Here is a 15,538-nt window from a genome sequence, read left to right as displayed (position 1 = left end):
GAAACCTTCCTACTAATCGGTCGCCGAGTCGGTGTGATGGCTGGATTCCGGGCTGATCAGTCCATGCGGAGCTGGTCCCGGGCAGCCCGTACGACGGCGTCGGTGGTGAAGCCGTAGCGCGGCAGCACGGCCGACATCGGACCCGAGATGCCGAAGTCGTCGACGCCGACGATCGCGCCGTCCCGGCCGACATGGCACTCCCAGCCCAGGGTGGCGCCCTGTTCCACGGCGACGCGGGCGGTGATCGACGGCGGCAGGACCTCGTCGCGGTAGGTGGCGGGCTGGCGCTCGAAGATTTCCCAGCAGGGCAGGCTGACGACCCGTGAGCGGATGGATTCCGCGGCTAGCTTGTGATGGGCCTCGAGCGCGAGATGGACCTCGCTACCGGTGGCGATCAGCAGCACCGACGGACAACGGCTCCAGCGCGGATACGGCCAACGGCTCGAGCCAACGGCTCGACGGCGGACGGCAGCATGGAGACGTCCGAGCGGCGCCGCTGCTCCAGCAGCTCGGCGTGGTCGAGCGCCCGTGGGTGTCAGTGCCCACCGTTACAGTCGGGGATCATGCGACTCCTGCACACATCCGACTGGCATCTGGGCCGGTCCTTCCACCGGGTGAGCCTGCTGTCCGCCCAGGAGGCGTTCATCGACCACCTCGTGGAGACGGTGCGGGAGCGGCACGTCGACGCGATGCTCGTCGCCGGTGACGTCTACGACCGGGCGGTGCCTCCGCTGGCCGCCGTCGAGCTGTACGACGGCGCCCTCCACCGCCTCGCCGGCCTGGGCGTTCCCACGATCATGACGTCCGGCAACCACGACTCTGCGCGCCGACTGGGCGTCGGGGCCGGGCTGATGGAGCGCTCCGGCATTCATCTGCGCACCGACCCCGCCGGCTGCGCCGACCCCGTCGTCCTGACCGATGAACACGGCGAGATCGCGGTCTACGGACTCCCATATCTCGAACCGGCCCTTGTACGGGAGGAGTTGGGCGCCGAGCAGCCGGGGCACGCGGCCGTGCTCGGCGCTGCCATGGACCGGGTGCGTGCGGACCTTGCCACCCGCCCGTCCGGCACCCGTTCCGTCGTCCTCGCCCACGCCTTCGTCTCCGGCGGCGCGGGCAGCGACAGCGAACGCGACATCAGCGTCGGTGGTGTGGCCGCCGTACCGACCGAGATCTTCGACGGGGTTGACTACGTCGCACTCGGCCATCTGCACGGCTGCCAGACGATCAGCGACCGCGTCCGCTACTCGGGTTCACCGCTGGCGTACTCGTTCTCGGAGAGCCACCAACGCAAGAGCATGTGGCTCATCGATCTGGGGGCGGGCGGTGCGCTCACGGCCGAGCGGATCGACTGCCCCGTGCCACGCCCCCTCGCCCGAATCCGCGGCCACCTCGACGACCTGCTCGCCGACCCGGAGCTGGAGCGGCACGAGGAGGCCTGGGTCGAGGTCACCCTCACCGACCCCGTCCGCCCGCACGAGCCGATGGCCCGGCTGGCCGAGCGCTTCCCGTATGTGCTCAGCCTCGTCTTCGCCCCCGAGCGCGCCGCCGAGGACCCCCTCGCCTCGTACGCCGAGCGGCTCAAAGGCCGTACGGACCAGCAGATCGCCGAGGACTTCGTCGCGCATGTGCGGGCCGGCAGCGGTCCCGACGACGGCGAACGGGCCGTGCTCCGAGGCGCGCTGGACGACGTACGGGCCGGTGCGGCGATCCGCGGTGGCGTGTGCGAGGTGGGCCGGTGAGACTGCACCGGCTGCGGATCTCCGCCTTCGGACCCTTCGGCGGCACCGAGGAAGTCGACTTCGACGAGTTGTCAGCAGCGGGCGTGTTCCTGCTGCACGGGCCGACCGGCGCCGGCAAGACCTCCGTGCTCGACGCCGTCTGCTACGCCCTCTACGGCGGCGTGCCCGGCGCGCGGCAGAGCGGCCAGAGTCTGCGCAGCGACCACGCCGACCCGCTTACGCCCACCGAGGTGCTGCTCGACCTCACCGTCGGCGGGCGCCGGTTGGAGATCATCCGCCGCCCCGAGCAATACCGTCCCAAGAAGCGCGGAGAGGGCTTCACCCGGGACAAGGCCCAGACGCTGCTGAGCGAGTACGCGCACGGGCGGTGGAAGGGCCTCAGCCGCTCCCACCAGGAAGTGGGCGAGGAGATCGCCCAGTTGCTCGGCATGAGCAGGGAGCAGTTCTGCCAGGTCGTCCTCCTCCCGCAAGGCGACTTCGCACGCTTTCTGCGCGCCGACGCGGAAGCCCGGGCCAAGGTGCTGGGCAGGCTCTTCGACACTCGTCGGTTCGCCGCTGTCGAGGAGCGCCTCGCCGAGCTGCGGGCCGTCGCCCAGCATCAGGTCCGCCGGGGCGACGAGCGGCTGCTGGCCCTCGCCCACCGCATGCATCAGGCAGCGGGCGACGGCGCCGAACCGGGCGGCCCCCTGCTCATGGAGCCGGACCCCGCCGGGACCCGGCTGCCCGAGCAGCGTTCGGCCGTCCGCCCGAGGGCCCGCGCGGACGGGGCGTTGCCGGCTCCCGGTGACCTGGGTCTGGCCGATGCCGTCCTGCGCTGGGCCGCGCTGGCCCGTACGAGTGCGCGCGAGCGCCTGGACATTGCCGCAGCCGCGGTCCGCGCCGCCGAATCCGCCCACCGGAGCGCCCAGCGTACGAGCGAGGACGTGCGGGAGTGCGCCCGGCTGCAGCACGCCCACGCCGACGCCCGGCGCCGGTCGGCCGAACTCGCCGACCGCGGCGAGGAGTTCGCGCGGCTGCGGGCGCGCCTGGAGCGCGCCCGGTCGGCCGACGTCGTCGTGCCCGCGCTGGACCTGCGCGACACCGCCGAGCGGGAGCAAAGAGCCGCCGTCACTGCACTGCGGTACCACCGGGAGGCCTTGGCCCGGGAACTGTCCGGGCCCGTGGGGAAGCTCGGAGGGACGTCAGAGTGGGCTACCACCACCTCCGAGGGTGAGCCGGGCGTCGCCGCCGTAGGCGCGGATCCGCCGGAGCCGAGGGCGGGCCTGCTGAGCGACCTCACCGACGCGGGCGCCTGGGGGCACGCCCCCTGGCTGCGCCGGGGGGACCCCCACCCGGCCGAAGGCTGGGGGAGCCTGGCAGCCGTGGAACGCGAACTGCGCGCGGAGCTGGGCCGCCTGGCCGCGGCCCGCCGGTCCGAGCAGAGGGCTGCTCGGCTTGCCGCCGAACGGGCGGACCTCGACCACGAGTCACGCGCCGACGACGAGGTGCTCGAGGAGGCCGCGGGCTGGCTGGCCGAATGGGAGTCGGTGCGGCTCCGCCTCCAACAGCGCATCGACACCGCCCTGGAGGCCGGTACCCGCGCCGAACAGCTCGGGGCCCACATCGAACCGGCTCTCCGGCGACTCGACGCCGCCGAGCGCCGTGACCACCTCGCCGACCGGGTACGCGAGGCGGAGGAACGATGGCAGCAGGCGCGCAGCCGGGCCGCCGACACCCGTCAGCAGTGGCTCGAGCTCAAGGAACGGCGGCTCGACGGCATCGCCGCCGAACTGGCCGCCCAGCTGCGGTCCGGAGAGCCGTGCAAGGTGTGCGGCGCCACTGAGCATCCCGCGCCGGCCCGCACGTCGGCCGACCATGTGGACCGGGCCGCGGAGGACGTCGCACTCCAGGCCCACCAGCGGGCCGACGCCGCACGGGAACAGGCCGACAGCGAGGTGCGGACCCTGAGGGAGGCCCTCGCGGGGGCGGCTGCGGCAGCGGGCGACACGCCCCTGTCCCAACTCCGTCACGAAGTACGGACCGTGCAGCAGGCGCACACCAACGCCCGTGCCGTCGCGGCGGACACCCACGCCGCCCGCGAGGCGCTCGCCCGCGCGGAGCGGGAGTACGAATGCCGCCGCACCGCCCAGCAGGAGGCCGAGCGCCGCGCCGCCGCCCGCACCTCGCGCCGCGACGCACTGGCGCGGGAACAGGCCGAGCTGGAAGCGGAGTTGGCCCGCGCCCGCGGCGGCGCGCCGAGCGTCGCCGACCGCGCCGCCCAACTGGAGCGCCTCACCGCCCTCGTCGGCGAGACCGGCGAGGCCGTGCGCACGGCCGAAGCGACCGCCCGGCGGCTGAAGGAGGCCGACGCACGCCTCGCCGACGCCGCCTTCCCCGCCGGCTTCGGCACGCCGCAGGCCGCGGCCGACGCGCGACTCGCCGACGCCGAGCGGCGCGAGCTGCAGCGCTGTGTCGACCAGTGGCAGGCCGAGACCGCGGCGGTTGCCCGGGAGCTCGCCGACCCGCGGACCACGGCCGCAGCGGCGCTGCCCGCCGCCGACCCGGCCGCCGCCCAGGCAGCAGTCGAGACCGCCACGCTGCGGCTGCGCGAAGCCTCGGCACAGGAGGACGCGGCCCGTACCCGCTGCGCCGAGCTCGACCGGCTCAGCGCAGAGGCCACCGCGGACGCACGACGACTCGCCCCGCTCCGTACGGAGTACGAGCGCGTGGCCCGGCTGGCGGCCCTCGCCGCGGGCACCTCCGCCGAGAACGAGCACCGGATGCGCCTGGAGTCGTATGTCCTCGCCGCCCGGCTCGAACAGGTCGCCGCGGCCGCGAGCGTGCGCCTGCAGCGGATGTCCGCCGGGCGCTACACCCTCGTCCACACCGACGCCAGGGCCGGCGGCCGCGGCCGGTCCGGACTCGGACTCCAGGTCGTCGACGCCTGGACCGGCAGCGAGCGGGACACCGCCACCCTCTCCGGCGGGGAGACCTTCTTCGCGTCGCTGTCCCTGGCGCTCGGCCTCGCGGATGTGGTCACCGACGAGGCCGGCGGCACCCGGCTCGACACCCTCTTCATCGACGAGGGGTTCGGCAGCCTGGACGAGCAGACGCTCGACGACGTGCTCGATGTGCTGGACGCGCTGCGCGAGCGCGACCGGACGGTCGGGATCGTCAGCCATATCGCCGATCTCCGGCAGCGGATCCCGGCCCAGCTGGAGGTCGTCAAGGAACGGTCCGGCTCATCCGTACGGCACCGCGCGCCACGCACCGGCACCTGAGAGCGCGCCGTCCGACGTACGACACCGGTGCCGGCGACGGCATCCGCCGCTGTCCGCCGGTCAGATGCGCCAGGACCGGATGCGGTCGGCCGCGTCGAAGACCGTCGCCGTGCCCGACTGGAGGTCCCGGACGAGGTCGATGAGTGCGCCGTAGGGCGGGTCGATGCCCTCCCCGCCGGCGTGCATGTACGCGACGGCTGTCGCGCAGGCGAATCGCGCATTGCGCGACGGCAAGGGCTTGAGCAGCGCCAGGGTGTGCAGGAGCGCGGCAGCGCGCCAGGCGGCGTCCGGGTCCACGCCGAGCCGGGGCGGCTCGACGCGGTGGCGGGCGACGGCGGCGACCAACCCGGAGAAGTCGGCGATCGCCGGTTGCTCGGGCAGGACTTCCTCGTGCCGCTGCAGAAGCCAGGGCACATCGATGTGGAGGGCCATGAGTCAGGCGGCCCGTCCCGGAGCAGAGGGGCCGGGCTCGTCGTCGGGGAAGGCCTCGGCGAAGGCCTTCGCATTGTCGGCGAAGAACCGGCGGAAGACCTCGGCGCCCTCCCGCAGGGCGCGGTGGCGGGCGATGTCCGCGGCGGTCGCCTCCTGGACGATCGCCTTCATCGTCGTGCCGCGCTCCTTGGCGATGGCCCGGAGGTCCTCGAGCTCCCGCTCGCTGAATTCCACGTTCAGGGCTGGCATGCGGTCACGGTACCGCTGCGGGTACCGCTGTGAACAGATGCGCAGGTCACGCACCTTCCACCGCGGTACCGGCCGGGGGCCCACCCGAGGTCACCCCCATCCAGCCGGCCGACGGCGCATCCGCCCACCGGCCGGACGGGACGGCTCCCTCAGAGCCGGGAGAGTTCCTCGACCAGGTCGTCCAGGCCGAGCGAGCCCAAGGACAGTGCGGCCATGTGCCATGCCTTGGCGTCGAAGGCATCACCGTGGGCCGCCTGGGCGGCCGCGCGGCCGGTCAGCCAGGCGCGCTCGCCCAGCTTGTATCCGATGGCCTGGCCCGGCATACCCAGGTACCGGATCAGCTCACTGTCCACGAAGTCGGCCGGACGCCCGCTGTGCAGACCGAAGAACTCCCGCGCCAGTTCGGGCGTCCACCGTTCGCCGGGGTGGAAGGGCGAATCCGCCGGAATCTCCAGCGCGAGATGCATGCCGATGTCGACGATCACCCGCGTCGAGCGCATCATCTGAGCGTCCAGGTAGCCGAGTCGCCGCTCCGGGTCGGTGAGGAAGCCCAGGTCGTTCATCAGCCGCTCCGCGTACAGCGCCCAGCCCTCGACGTTGGCGCTGACCTCGCCCACCGTCGCCTGGTAGCGGGAGAGCCGGTCGGCGACGTGCGTCCACTGCGCGAGCTGCAGATGGTGCCCGGGCACGCCCTCGTGGTACCAGGTGCTCACCAGGTCATAGACGGGGAAGCGGGTCTCGCCCATGGTCGGCAGCCAGGTGTTGCCCGGGCGGGAGAAGTCCATCGACGGCGGGGTGTAGTACGGAGCGGCGGCGCCGCCGGGCGGGGCGATCCTCGACTCGACCTTCTTGACCCGTTCCGCGAGGTCGAAGTGCGTGCCGTCCAGCGCCTCGATCGCCTCGTCCATCAGCCCCTGGAGCCAGACCCGTACCTCCTCCACGCCCTCGATGTGCTCACCGTGCTCGTCGAGATGCGCCAACGCCTCCCAGGGAGTCGCCGCGCCGGGCAGGACCTTCTCCGCCTCGGTGCGCATCTCGGCCAGCAGCCGGTGGTACTCCGACCATCCGTAGGCGTAGGCCTCTTCGAGGTCCAGATCCGTGCCGTTCCAGTAACGCGCCCAGCGCGCGTAGCGCTCCCGGCCCACGACGTCGGGGGCGCCCTCGACGGCTGGGGCGTAGCTACCGCGCAGCCAGTCCCGCAGGTCGGCCAGGGCCCCGGTCGCGGCGGCCGCCGCCATGTCCAGTTCCGAGCGCAGTTCCTTCGGCCCCGCGGAGGCGAACTCGGCGAACCAACTGCGGTCCTTGCCGACCCAGTCGTCCAACTGCCCGATGAAGGTGGCCACTTGCCGGGGACCGGCCGGCAGCTTGCGGTCAAGACCCTCGGCCAGCGAGACGCGATAGCCCTCCACGGCGGCCGGGACGGCATGCAGCCGCTCGGCGATCGCCGACCAGTCCTCGGTGCTCACGGCCGGCGTCACGGTGAGGGCTGTGCGCATCGCGTGTACGGGCGAGTGGATGTTGCTGACGGCGCGGAGGTCCTCGTGCGCCTCGTGCACGGCGAGGCCGGCGGACAGCCGCTCCCGCAGCAGGCGGGCGCAGCGGCGCTCGGCGTCATCGTCGGCACCCGGCCGGGCCTCCGCCTCGGTCAGCCGGGCCAGCGTCGTACGGGCCAGGTCGGCGAGCGCCTGCTGCCCGGCGGGGGAGAAATCGGGGAGCCGGCTCGAGCTCTCGGCGACCCCCAGGTAGGTACCGGTGATCGGGTCCAGTTCGACGAGGGCGTCCACAAAGGCGTCGGCGACCTGACGGGGCAACGGACTGCTGATGTTGTTGGACATGCGCTCATCCTCGTACCTGACGGGCCGTGCGTCACCAGCGAGTGGCGCTACGTACCTGACGCGGGTGGCAGGAGCGGGCCGCAGGCCCACTGCTGGAAGATCAGCCGGGTCTCGACGCGCGCCACCTCCCGCCGCGAGGTGAACTCGTCCAGCACCAGCCGCTGGAGATCGACGGGATCGCTCACCGCCACATGGACCAGGTAGTCGTCCGGCCCGGTGAGGTGGAACAGGGCCCGTGACTCGGGGAGCGCGCGGATCCGCTCCACGAACGGACCGATCAGTTCGCGGCGGTGCGGACGGACCTGCACCAGCAGCAGCGCCTCCAGGCCGCGCCCGAGCTTGGCCGGATCGAGCCGCAGCTCGTGCCCGAGGATCACGCCGGAGCGGCGGAGCCGGGCCACCCGGTCCAGGCAGGTCGAGGGCGCCACGCCGACCGCCTCGGCGAGGTCGCGGTAGGTGGTCCGGGCGTCGTTCTGCAACAGTCGCAGAATCTGGAGATCCACCGGATCCAGAGGTATCGAATCGGCCATTCACCGAACGTAGCACGGAGATCTGCCGCTCTCTCCCGGCGCGTGTTCAGCATCGGGGCATGGAGACGACAGCCGCGACCCCACCCCGTTCGCTCGCCACCGAAGCCGTGCACGCCGGCCGCGAGGACCTCGCCGAGCTCGGTCTGCACGCGCCACCGCTGGACCTGTCCACCACCTATCCGTCGTACGACAGCCGGGCGGAGGCGGCGCGGCTCGACGCGTTCGCCGCCACGGGTGCCCGGCTGGAGGGCCCACCGGTTTACGCACGGCTGGACAACCCCACCACGGCCCGCTTCGAGGCCGCTCTCGCCCGGCTCGAGGGCACCCAGAGCGCGGTCGCCTTCGCCAGCGGCATGGCGGCCCTGACCGCCTGCCTCCTCGCCCGCGTCGCTCAGGGACTCCGGCATGTCGTCGCGGTCCGTCCGCTGTACGGCTGCAGCGACCATCTGCTCACCGCGGGTCTGCTCGGCACCGAGGTGACGTGGGTGGACCCGGATGGCATCGCCGACGCGATCCGTCCTGACACCGGTCTGGTGATGGTGGAGTCCCCGGCCAACCCCACGCTGGTGGAGATCGACCTGCGGGCCGTGGCCGCGGCCTGCGGTGACGTACCGCTGCTGGCCGACAACACCTTCGCCACGCCGGTCCTGCAGCGGCCCGCCGAACTCGGCGCGCGGATCGTGCTGCACAGCGCGACCAAGTACCTCGGCGGGCACGGAGACGTCCTGGGCGGGGTCGTCGGCTGCGACGAGGAGTTCGCACGGCAGTTGCGGCAGGTGCGATTCGCCACCGGTGGGGTGCTGCACCCGCTGGCCGGCTATCTGCTGCTGCGCGGACTGGCCACGCTGCCCGTACGGATGCGCGCCGCGTCGGCGTCCGCGGCCGAACTCGCGGGGCGGCTGGCTGCCCATCCCCGGGTCGCCCGGGTCCACTACCCGAAGCTGGGCGGGGCGATGGTGGCCTTCGAGGTGTACGGGGAACCGCACGAGGTGATCGCCGGGGTGCGGTTGATCACCCCGGCGGTCAGCCTCGGGAGCGTCGACACCCTGATCCAGCACCCGGCCTCGATCAGCCACCGCATCGTGGATGCGGACGACCGCCGTTCCTCGGGGGTCGGCGACCGGCTGCTGCGGATGTCGGTGGGGCTGGAGGACGTCGAGGATCTGTGGCGCGACCTCGACCGGGCCCTCGGCGCCCCACCGCGGACCGGGGCCCGCCGGGTCCTCAGTGGCGGGACGGTTGGTACGTCTCCTGGGGGCGGTGAGGACCTTGCGCGGGCAGCGGCGCCGGGTCGAGCCGGGCGGTGATGACGAGGGTGCCTTCCTCGATCTGGTAGTCGAGCGGCAGACCGAGGCCGCGCATGGCGGCGACCATGCCGGTGTTCGACGACTGCGTCACCGCGTACACGCTGTCGCAGCCCGCTTCGACGGCCAGGGCGACCAGCCGGCGCAGCAGCTCCATGCCGATGCCTCGGCGCTGCCACGCGTCCTCGACGAGCAGCGCGACCTCGGTCTCATCGCCGTCCCAGAGCAGATGGCCGAGGGCCACGAGCCGTCCGGAGGCGGTCTGCGCGGCGAGCGTGCGGCCGTAGCGCGGGCTGAGCAGATGGTCCAGGTAGCGGTCGGCGTCGGCGACCGGGCCGTGGTAGCGCAGGCCGAGCGTGCGCCCCGAGCAGCGGTCGTGCATCGCACGGGCGGCGGCCAGGTCGCCGCGGTCGGCCCGGCGGACGGTGATCTCGTTGCCCTCCGGCAGGGTCAGCACGTCCTGGCCGGCGGGCACCCGCGGGCCGAGCCGGGCATCGAGCTCGACGAGGGCCCGGGCGCGGGCGAACTCGGTCGGCGTGAAGGGCAGGTACGGACGCTCGATCGCGATCACGCCACCGGAGGGGTCCCGCAGCCGCATCACGGTGTCCTCGAGAACGCCCTCCTCCGGAACCGGGTCGGCGAGCGGCCGTCCGCCGGGCGACCGGGCAGGCAACGACTGGATGGTGCAGCGGCCGAGGAGCTGGCGCAGCGCGAGCGGCAGCTCGGCGGCGTCCAGCGCGGTACGGGTGGCGAGGCCCAGCACGCGGGTGGGGGCGTCGACGAGATCGTGGGCATCGGCCCGCTCGACCCAGGTGCTGCTGCCGCCGCCTCCGGCGACATGACGGGTCAGCTCGGCGGGGGTGAGGGCGGTCGGGGCGCGCACCAGGAGTTCGTCCACGGTGCCGTGGGACAGGGGGTGGGTCTGGAGGTTCAGGATGTCCACCCGGTGCCGGGCGAGCGCGGTGCACAGCGCGGCGAGGCTGCCGGGCTCGTCCCGTACGGTCGTCCGCATCCGCCACAGCGTCGTGTCGCCCGCGGTCGGGCTCACTGTCCCCCCGGTGAGTGCGGCGGCGCCGGTATCACCTCTCGGCGGGGCATGACTGTGGCGCCGGGACCACCAGGTGTGGAATCCCGCCGTGGCGATCATGAAAACGGCCGAGGCCACCAGCAGGACCGGACCGTGCGGACCGTGGACGACCAGATTGGCGATCGCATCCGCGACCGCGACGGCGGTGAACAGGGCGGCGAGTTCGATGAGGTCCCGCCGCCAGTGGTGCGGGCGGCGGCTGGTCTTCGCGGAGGTCACGTCAGTCATGGGAACAGCCTTCCTGACCGGTATTGCGTGATCACAAACGACTTGTGTCCGATGGGTTAAGGGTGCTTTTGGTCGGTTTTTCAAGGAATTCCGTGGACGCAGCTCTGTTCGTGCCTGGGGCAGGCCTGCGACGCTCCCGCCGACCGCTACTGACCCACCCGGCCGGGCTGGAGCACTGTGGTGAACAGCACGGCGCCGCCCTCCTCGCGCAGATGCACCGTCAGTTCGCCGCTGTGACCGTCGATGTCGACTTCGCCGTAGTACTGGCCGCCTTCGAGGGGCGAGACGTTCGCGCGCGTCGGCGCCTTCACGAAGACCTGCTGCGGACCGAAGGTCCCGTCCAGCTTCACCGCGGGGAAGCCGCCCGCGTTGAGCGGGCCGGAGACGAACTCCCAGAACGGCTCGAAGTCCTGGAACGCCGCCCGCGCGGGGTCGTAGTGCTGCGCCGAGGTGTAGTGCACATCCGCCGTCAGCCACAACGTGCCCGTGATCCTTCGGTGCTTGATGAACCGCAGCAGCTCCGCGATCTGCAGTTCACGTCCGAGCGGTGCTCCCGGGTCGGACTGCGCCACGGCCTCGAAGTTCACCGCACCGTCCGCGACGACCAGGCCGAGCGGCAGGTCGGAGGCGATCACCTTCCACACCGCCCGCGACCGCGCCAGTTCGCGCTTCAGCCAGGCCAGTTGGTCCGCGCCCAGAACGCCTTGCGTGTCCTGCGGCTGCCGGCCCGGAGAGTTCTGGTTCCGGTACGTCCGCATGTCCAGTACGAAGACATCCAGCAGCGGGCCGTGCCGCACCACGCGGTGGATGCGTCCGTCGCGGCCGGGACGCAGAGTCGACACGGGGAAGTACTCGGTGAACGCCTGACGGGCATGGGCCGCGAGCACGTCCACCCGCTTCTCCGTGTAGCGGGCGTCATCCAGGATCTCGCCCGGGTACCAGTTGTTCACCACCTCGTGGTCGTCCCACTGCACGATGGCCGGAACCTGGGCGTTGAACCGCCGTAGTTCCTCGCTGAGCAGGTTGTAGCGGAAGTTCCCCCGGTACTCCGCCAGCGTCTCCGCGACCTTCGACTTCTCCTCGGTGGTGACGTTCCGCCAGATCCTGCCGTCCGGCAGCGTCACGCTCGGCGCGATCGGCCCGTCCGCGTAGATGGTGTCACCGCTGAACAGAAAGAAGTCCGGGTCGCGGCGGCGCATCTCCTCGAAGATCGGGAAGCCGCCGCGGTCGGGATTCATGCCCCAGCCCTGCCCGGCCAGATCGCCGGACCACAGGAATCGCACGCCGGTCCTGGCGTCCGCAGTGCGCCTCCCCGTACGCCGGACCGGCGCCGTACGGAACGTGCCGTACACCGGCTCGCCGGTCCGCCGTGGATCGTCGGGGTCGGCGAGCACCACGCGGTAGTGCACCTGTTCTCCCGGGGGCAGACCGCGCAGCGCGGTCGTCCCCGTGAAGTCCGTACCGGGGCCGACGACGGGGCCCACACAGCGTCGGACGGCGCGGAACGACTCGGTCGGAGACGTCTCGACGATCATGCGCGCCGGGCGGTCGGACCGCACCCACACCAGGCCCGACGAGGTGGTCACATCCCCCACCTGCACACCCCAGTTGGCCGCGGGCCGACCCGACAGCGCCTGCGCGGGAGCCCCCGCCAACAGCGTCACCGGAGCCGGCAGCGCGAGGGCCGCCGACGCCGCGGCACCGCCGCGCAGCAGTGACCGCCGGCCCATGTCTCTCCCGGCCCCCTGTGTCGTTCCCTGCCCCATGTGCTCACTCCCGTTCGACTTTTCGACCGTGTTCGATCGTCCACGGTGCCACGCCGTTGTTACCGGTGCCTGTTGCCGGACATCGAAACGCTCAGTGAACAACTCACCCTCGCGGCACAGAAGCCCATGGACATCGCGCAGCGGTGACGCGGTCGCGCCCCGGCCCGGTCACGGACCGGTCCCCCCACTGCTCATGCGACCGGAAGGCCGACACTGCCACCGACGGGTGGCTCGCACAAGATCGACTCTAGCGGAGGGCCGGTTCCCGGCCATGAGTTCGGCGGTCCAAGGAACGGCGTCAGCCGGACCCCACCGGCGCGCTGCCGTCGAGGACGACCCGCGCCACGAGCGCCGGATCGTCGCTCATCGGGACGTGGCCGCAGCCCGGCAGCCGTATCAGCCGGGCACCGGGGATCGCGTTCGTGGCACGGACCCCCTGACGGGGCACCAGAAGCCGGTCGCGCGTGCCCCAGGCGATGGTGACCGGCACGTGGGGCACGTCGTCGGTGAACAGCACCCCGCGCCCCGTACTGAGCGTGGGTTGGAAACCGGTCGCGTTCCGCAGCGCCCGCGTCTCGGCCACCGCGGCCTCCGGAGAGCGCCGCCCCGGCCGCGCGTAGATGGTGCTGACCAGCGCGGCCCGCCCGGCGGTCGTCCGGGACAGCTGCTCGACCACGCGCGGCGGGAGCAGCCGCGCGCCGACGCGCATGCCGCGCAGCACGCCGAAGGCGTAGCGGCGCTCGGCCTGCGTCCAGAAACCCGCTGGGGACAGCGCCGTCACCGACCGGGTGAGCTTCGAGCGGCCCATGTCCAGCGCGAGGAGGCCGCCCAGGGAATTCCCCGCGACGTGCGGCCGGTTCACCCCCAGTTCTGCACAGAACGCGCCAAGCGCAAGAACCACCGTCGGGAGGTCGTACGGCGCCCCGTCGGGCAGCCCGGGGGACTCCCCGAAACCGGGGAGGTCCACCGCGATGACGTCACGTTCCACGGCGAGGATGTCGACAATGGGATCCCAGGCCTGGCGGTGGTGACCGATGCCGTGCAGGAGCAGCAGCGGCTCCCCGGAGCCCCGGCGCTCGTACACGAGGGAGATCGGGAGCCTCCCGGTCGTCGAGTCGATCGTGAAGGATGCCGTTGCGGGCATGGGAGTCGCTCCTGGTCGTCGGAGTGCGGCGCGGCGTAGACGGTGTGTCAGCAACAATTACCGCCGAGTAGCCCCGAGTTCAAGGGGGAGACGCGGCGCCGGGATCCCGGGCGCCTGCCGGATGGCTGAGGCACGCCGTGCCACCTGGACACGCGGCGCACCCTCGGGGTGGGATGAGAGCGTGCCCATGGACACCGCAACCGACGTTTTCGAGCACCACCCGCCGCTGCTGACCGGTTTCGCCTATCGCATGCTCGGCCGGGTCGCCGATGCGGAGGATGTCGTTCAGGAGGCGTGGCTGCGCTGGTCGGACACCGACCGCACGCGGGTCCGCGATCCGCGCGCCTATCTCGTACGGATCACTACCAGGCTCGCCGTCGACCGGCTGCGCCACGTCCAGTCGCGGCACGAGGCGTATGTCGGGCCGTGGCTGCCCGAGCCGATCGCCCCTCACTACGCGGACACCGTCCCGGACGCCGCCGAGCGCGCGGTGCTGTCCGAATCAGTCTCCCTCGCCGTCCTCGTCGTCCTGGAGTCCCTGTCGCCCCTGGAGCGCGCGGTGTTCGTGCTGCGCGAGGCGTTCGGACTCTCGTACGCGGAGATCGCCGCCGCCCTCGAGCGCGGCGAGCCCGCCGTCCGCCAGCTCGCCGCCCGTGCTCGTCGGCATGTGTCCGAGGGGCGGCCGCGCTACGCCGTCGACCCCGCCGAGCAGCGCGACGTCACCGAGCGGTTCCTCGCTGCCGCCACCGGCGGTGACCTCGGTGACCTGCTGAAACTGCTGGCGCCCGACGCAAGGTTCGTGGGCGACAGCGGTGGCAAGGCCAAAGCCCCGCTGCGGGTCCTGGAGACCGCCGACAAGGTCGGCCGCTTCCTGTGCGCCGTGGCCCAGCAACCGCCACCCGACATGGAGGTGGTCTCTCGGGAGATCAACGGCGTCCCCTCCCTCCTCATCCTCTCGGGCGGGCAGCCGGACACCGTCGTCCAGCTGGACATCGCCGAGGACGGTCGGATCGCCTGCGTCTACGCGGTCCGCAACCCCAACAAGCTCGGCGCGGTCGCGCCCTGAACAGGACGGGGGCGGGAGACTCACAGGCCGCCCGCGACGCGCAGGACGGCGCCCGTGGTGTACGACGCCTCGGGGGAGAGCAGCCAAGCGACCGCTCCGGCGACCTCCTCGGGCTCCCCGGGGCGGCGCATCGGCACCCGGCCGGGCTCGCGCCACGGCCGTTCCGGGTCGCCCATGGCGGCATGGATATCGGTGCGGATCATGCCCGGCTGCACCGAGTTGACCCGGATGCCCTCCGGGGCCAGCTCCTTCGACAGCCCGATCGTCATCGCGTCCACCGCGGCCTTGCTCGCCGCATAGTGCACGTACTCGCCGGGGCTGCCGGTGGTCGCCGCGCCGGAGGAGATGTTGACGATCGCCCCGCCCCGGCCGCCGGACCGGGACGACATGTCGCGCACCGCGCGGCGCGCGCAGAGCAGCGCGCCGACCACATTCACCTCGACGACCCGGCGCATCACCTCGGGAGGGGTGTCCGCGAAGCGGCCCAGCGGGCCGGTGATCCCGGCGTTGTTGACCAGTCCGGTGACCGGTCCGAGCCGCTCCCGCACGCTGTCGAAGAGGGCCTCGACCTGCTCCTCGACGCTGGTGTCGACCTGTACCGTCACGCACTGCGCGCCGGCGGCACGTACGGCGGCCGCGGTCTGCTCCGCGGCCTCCCGAGCGCGTTCGTAGCCGATGCCGACGCGGTGCCCCGCGCGGGCCAGGCGCACGGCCACCGCCGCCCCGATCCCGCGGCTGCCGCCGGTGACCACCGTGACCTGGTCCATCGCTCCGCCCCTCCCGTCCAGCCGTTGATCATCCGAAACTACCCGTTCACCGTTGCGGCGGGAGCTGCCCGGCTCGAGGGGGGTTCGCGAACGCCTTATGAACGCTGTGCTGCCGCGGCGCGGGGAAG

13 protein-coding genes are annotated in these 15,538 nt (G+C 72.6%); 4 read left to right on the top strand and 9 right to left on the bottom strand.

Going from position 1 to position 15,538, the window contains the following annotated elements:
* Positions 1-56: 56 nt before the first annotated feature.
* The gene (locus ACTWQI_RS18635; protein ID WP_443271811.1) at positions 57-404 is read right to left on the bottom strand and encodes a transketolase-like TK C-terminal-containing protein; all 348 of its coding nucleotides are present in this window, start codon (positions 402-404) and stop codon (positions 57-59) included.
* A 159-nt stretch (positions 405-563) separates the two neighbouring features.
* Between ACTWQI_RS18635 and ACTWQI_RS18630 the strand changes: the two genes are divergently transcribed.
* Positions 564-1,742 (top strand): exonuclease SbcCD subunit D, encoded by a 1,179-nt coding sequence (locus ACTWQI_RS18630; RefSeq protein ID WP_443271809.1) that lies wholly within the window; start codon positions 564-566, stop codon positions 1,740-1,742.
* Entirely contained in the window at positions 1,739-5,002 is a 3,264-nt protein-coding gene (locus tag ACTWQI_RS18625) for an AAA family ATPase (RefSeq protein ID WP_443271807.1), read from the top strand. Before ACTWQI_RS18630 ends, ACTWQI_RS18625 begins: the two co-directional genes overlap by 4 nt.
* A gap of 60 nt (positions 5,003-5,062) precedes the next feature.
* Here the strand turns inward: ACTWQI_RS18625 and ACTWQI_RS18620 are convergent, their stop codons facing one another.
* The 4 genes from ACTWQI_RS18620 to ACTWQI_RS18605 all read right to left on the bottom strand — a co-directional run bounded on the left by ACTWQI_RS18620 (position 5,063) and on the right by ACTWQI_RS18605 (position 8,048).
* Complete coding sequence (locus ACTWQI_RS18620; RefSeq protein WP_443271806.1) at positions 5,063-5,434, bottom strand: toxin Doc; 372 nt, start codon at positions 5,432-5,434, stop codon at positions 5,063-5,065.
* Positions 5,435-5,437: 3 nt separating this feature from the next.
* Positions 5,438-5,683 (bottom strand): hypothetical protein, encoded by a 246-nt coding sequence (locus ACTWQI_RS18615; protein WP_443271805.1) that lies wholly within the window; start codon positions 5,681-5,683, stop codon positions 5,438-5,440.
* A gap of 149 nt (positions 5,684-5,832) precedes the next feature.
* Complete coding sequence (locus ACTWQI_RS18610) at positions 5,833-7,518, bottom strand: DUF885 domain-containing protein (RefSeq protein WP_443271804.1); 1,686 nt, start codon at positions 7,516-7,518, stop codon at positions 5,833-5,835.
* Between the two features lie 47 nt (positions 7,519-7,565).
* Positions 7,566-8,048, bottom strand: coding sequence for an Lrp/AsnC family transcriptional regulator (locus ACTWQI_RS18605; RefSeq protein WP_443271802.1), 483 nt, complete (start codon positions 8,046-8,048; stop codon positions 7,566-7,568).
* 59 nt (positions 8,049-8,107) lie between these two features.
* On the opposite strand from ACTWQI_RS18605, the gene ACTWQI_RS18600 reads away from it, so the two are divergent.
* Positions 8,108-9,355, top strand: a complete 1,248-nt coding sequence (locus tag ACTWQI_RS18600) for a trans-sulfuration enzyme family protein (RefSeq protein ID WP_443271801.1) — start codon at positions 8,108-8,110, stop codon at positions 9,353-9,355.
* Here the strand turns inward: ACTWQI_RS18600 and ACTWQI_RS18595 are convergent.
* From ACTWQI_RS18595 to ACTWQI_RS18585, 3 genes are all read right to left on the bottom strand, one after another.
* Positions 9,273-10,667: a GNAT family N-acetyltransferase gene (locus tag ACTWQI_RS18595; protein ID WP_443271799.1), complete on the bottom strand. Its 1,395-nt coding sequence runs from the start codon at positions 10,665-10,667 to the stop codon at positions 9,273-9,275. The genes ACTWQI_RS18600 and ACTWQI_RS18595 overlap by 83 nt on opposite strands.
* A gap of 146 nt (positions 10,668-10,813) precedes the next feature.
* On the bottom strand, positions 10,814-12,397 hold the full coding sequence (locus ACTWQI_RS18590; protein ID WP_443271797.1) for an alkaline phosphatase D family protein: 1,584 nt from the start codon (positions 12,395-12,397) through the stop codon (positions 10,814-10,816).
* Positions 12,398-12,731: 334 nt separating this feature from the next.
* A complete protein-coding gene (locus ACTWQI_RS18585; RefSeq protein ID WP_443271796.1) occupies positions 12,732-13,577 on the bottom strand; it encodes an alpha/beta fold hydrolase in 846 nt (281 codons plus the stop codon).
* Positions 13,578-13,758: 181 nt separating this feature from the next.
* Between ACTWQI_RS18585 and sigJ the strand changes: the two genes are divergently transcribed.
* Positions 13,759-14,643, top strand: a complete 885-nt coding sequence (gene sigJ, locus ACTWQI_RS18580) for an RNA polymerase sigma factor SigJ (protein WP_443271795.1) — start codon at positions 13,759-13,761, stop codon at positions 14,641-14,643.
* A gap of 20 nt (positions 14,644-14,663) precedes the next feature.
* Here the strand turns inward: sigJ and ACTWQI_RS18575 are convergent, their stop codons facing one another.
* The gene (locus ACTWQI_RS18575) at positions 14,664-15,410 is read right to left on the bottom strand and encodes an SDR family oxidoreductase (RefSeq protein ID WP_443271794.1); all 747 of its coding nucleotides are present in this window, start codon (positions 15,408-15,410) and stop codon (positions 14,664-14,666) included.
* Positions 15,411-15,538 lie beyond the last annotated feature (128 nt).

Source organism: Streptomyces sp. KR80 (assembly GCF_052245555.1).
Classification (GTDB): Bacteria; Actinomycetota; Actinomycetes; order Streptomycetales; family Streptomycetaceae; genus Streptomyces.
The sequence above is the reverse complement of the archived record's forward strand: the minus strand, read 5'-3'. Positions and strand labels throughout refer to the sequence as shown.

Excerpts from the sequence above, each read along its gene's own strand:
- ACTWQI_RS18630 (WP_443271809.1), top strand. The coding sequence starts at position 564 with ATGCGACTCCTGCACACATCCGACTGGCATCTGGGCCGGTCCTTCCAC.
- ACTWQI_RS18620 (WP_443271806.1), bottom strand. The coding sequence starts at position 5,434 with ATGGCCCTCCACATCGATGTGCCCTGGCTTCTGCAGCGGCACGAGGAA.
- ACTWQI_RS18615 (WP_443271805.1), bottom strand. The coding sequence starts at position 5,683 with ATGCCAGCCCTGAACGTGGAATTCAGCGAGCGGGAGCTCGAGGACCTC.
- ACTWQI_RS18610 (WP_443271804.1), bottom strand. The coding sequence starts at position 7,518 with ATGTCCAACAACATCAGCAGTCCGTTGCCCCGTCAGGTCGCCGACGCC.
- ACTWQI_RS18605 (WP_443271802.1), bottom strand. The coding sequence starts at position 8,048 with ATGGCCGATTCGATACCTCTGGATCCGGTGGATCTCCAGATTCTGCGA.
- ACTWQI_RS18600 (WP_443271801.1), top strand. The coding sequence starts at position 8,108 with ATGGAGACGACAGCCGCGACCCCACCCCGTTCGCTCGCCACCGAAGCC.
- ACTWQI_RS18595 (WP_443271799.1), bottom strand. The coding sequence starts at position 10,667 with ATGACTGACGTGACCTCCGCGAAGACCAGCCGCCGCCCGCACCACTGG.
- ACTWQI_RS18590 (WP_443271797.1), bottom strand. The coding sequence starts at position 12,397 with ATGGGCCGGCGGTCACTGCTGCGCGGCGGTGCCGCGGCGTCGGCGGCC.
- ACTWQI_RS18585 (WP_443271796.1), bottom strand. The coding sequence starts at position 13,577 with ATGCCCGCAACGGCATCCTTCACGATCGACTCGACGACCGGGAGGCTC.
- ACTWQI_RS18575 (WP_443271794.1), bottom strand. The coding sequence starts at position 15,410 with ATGGACCAGGTCACGGTGGTCACCGGCGGCAGCCGCGGGATCGGGGCG.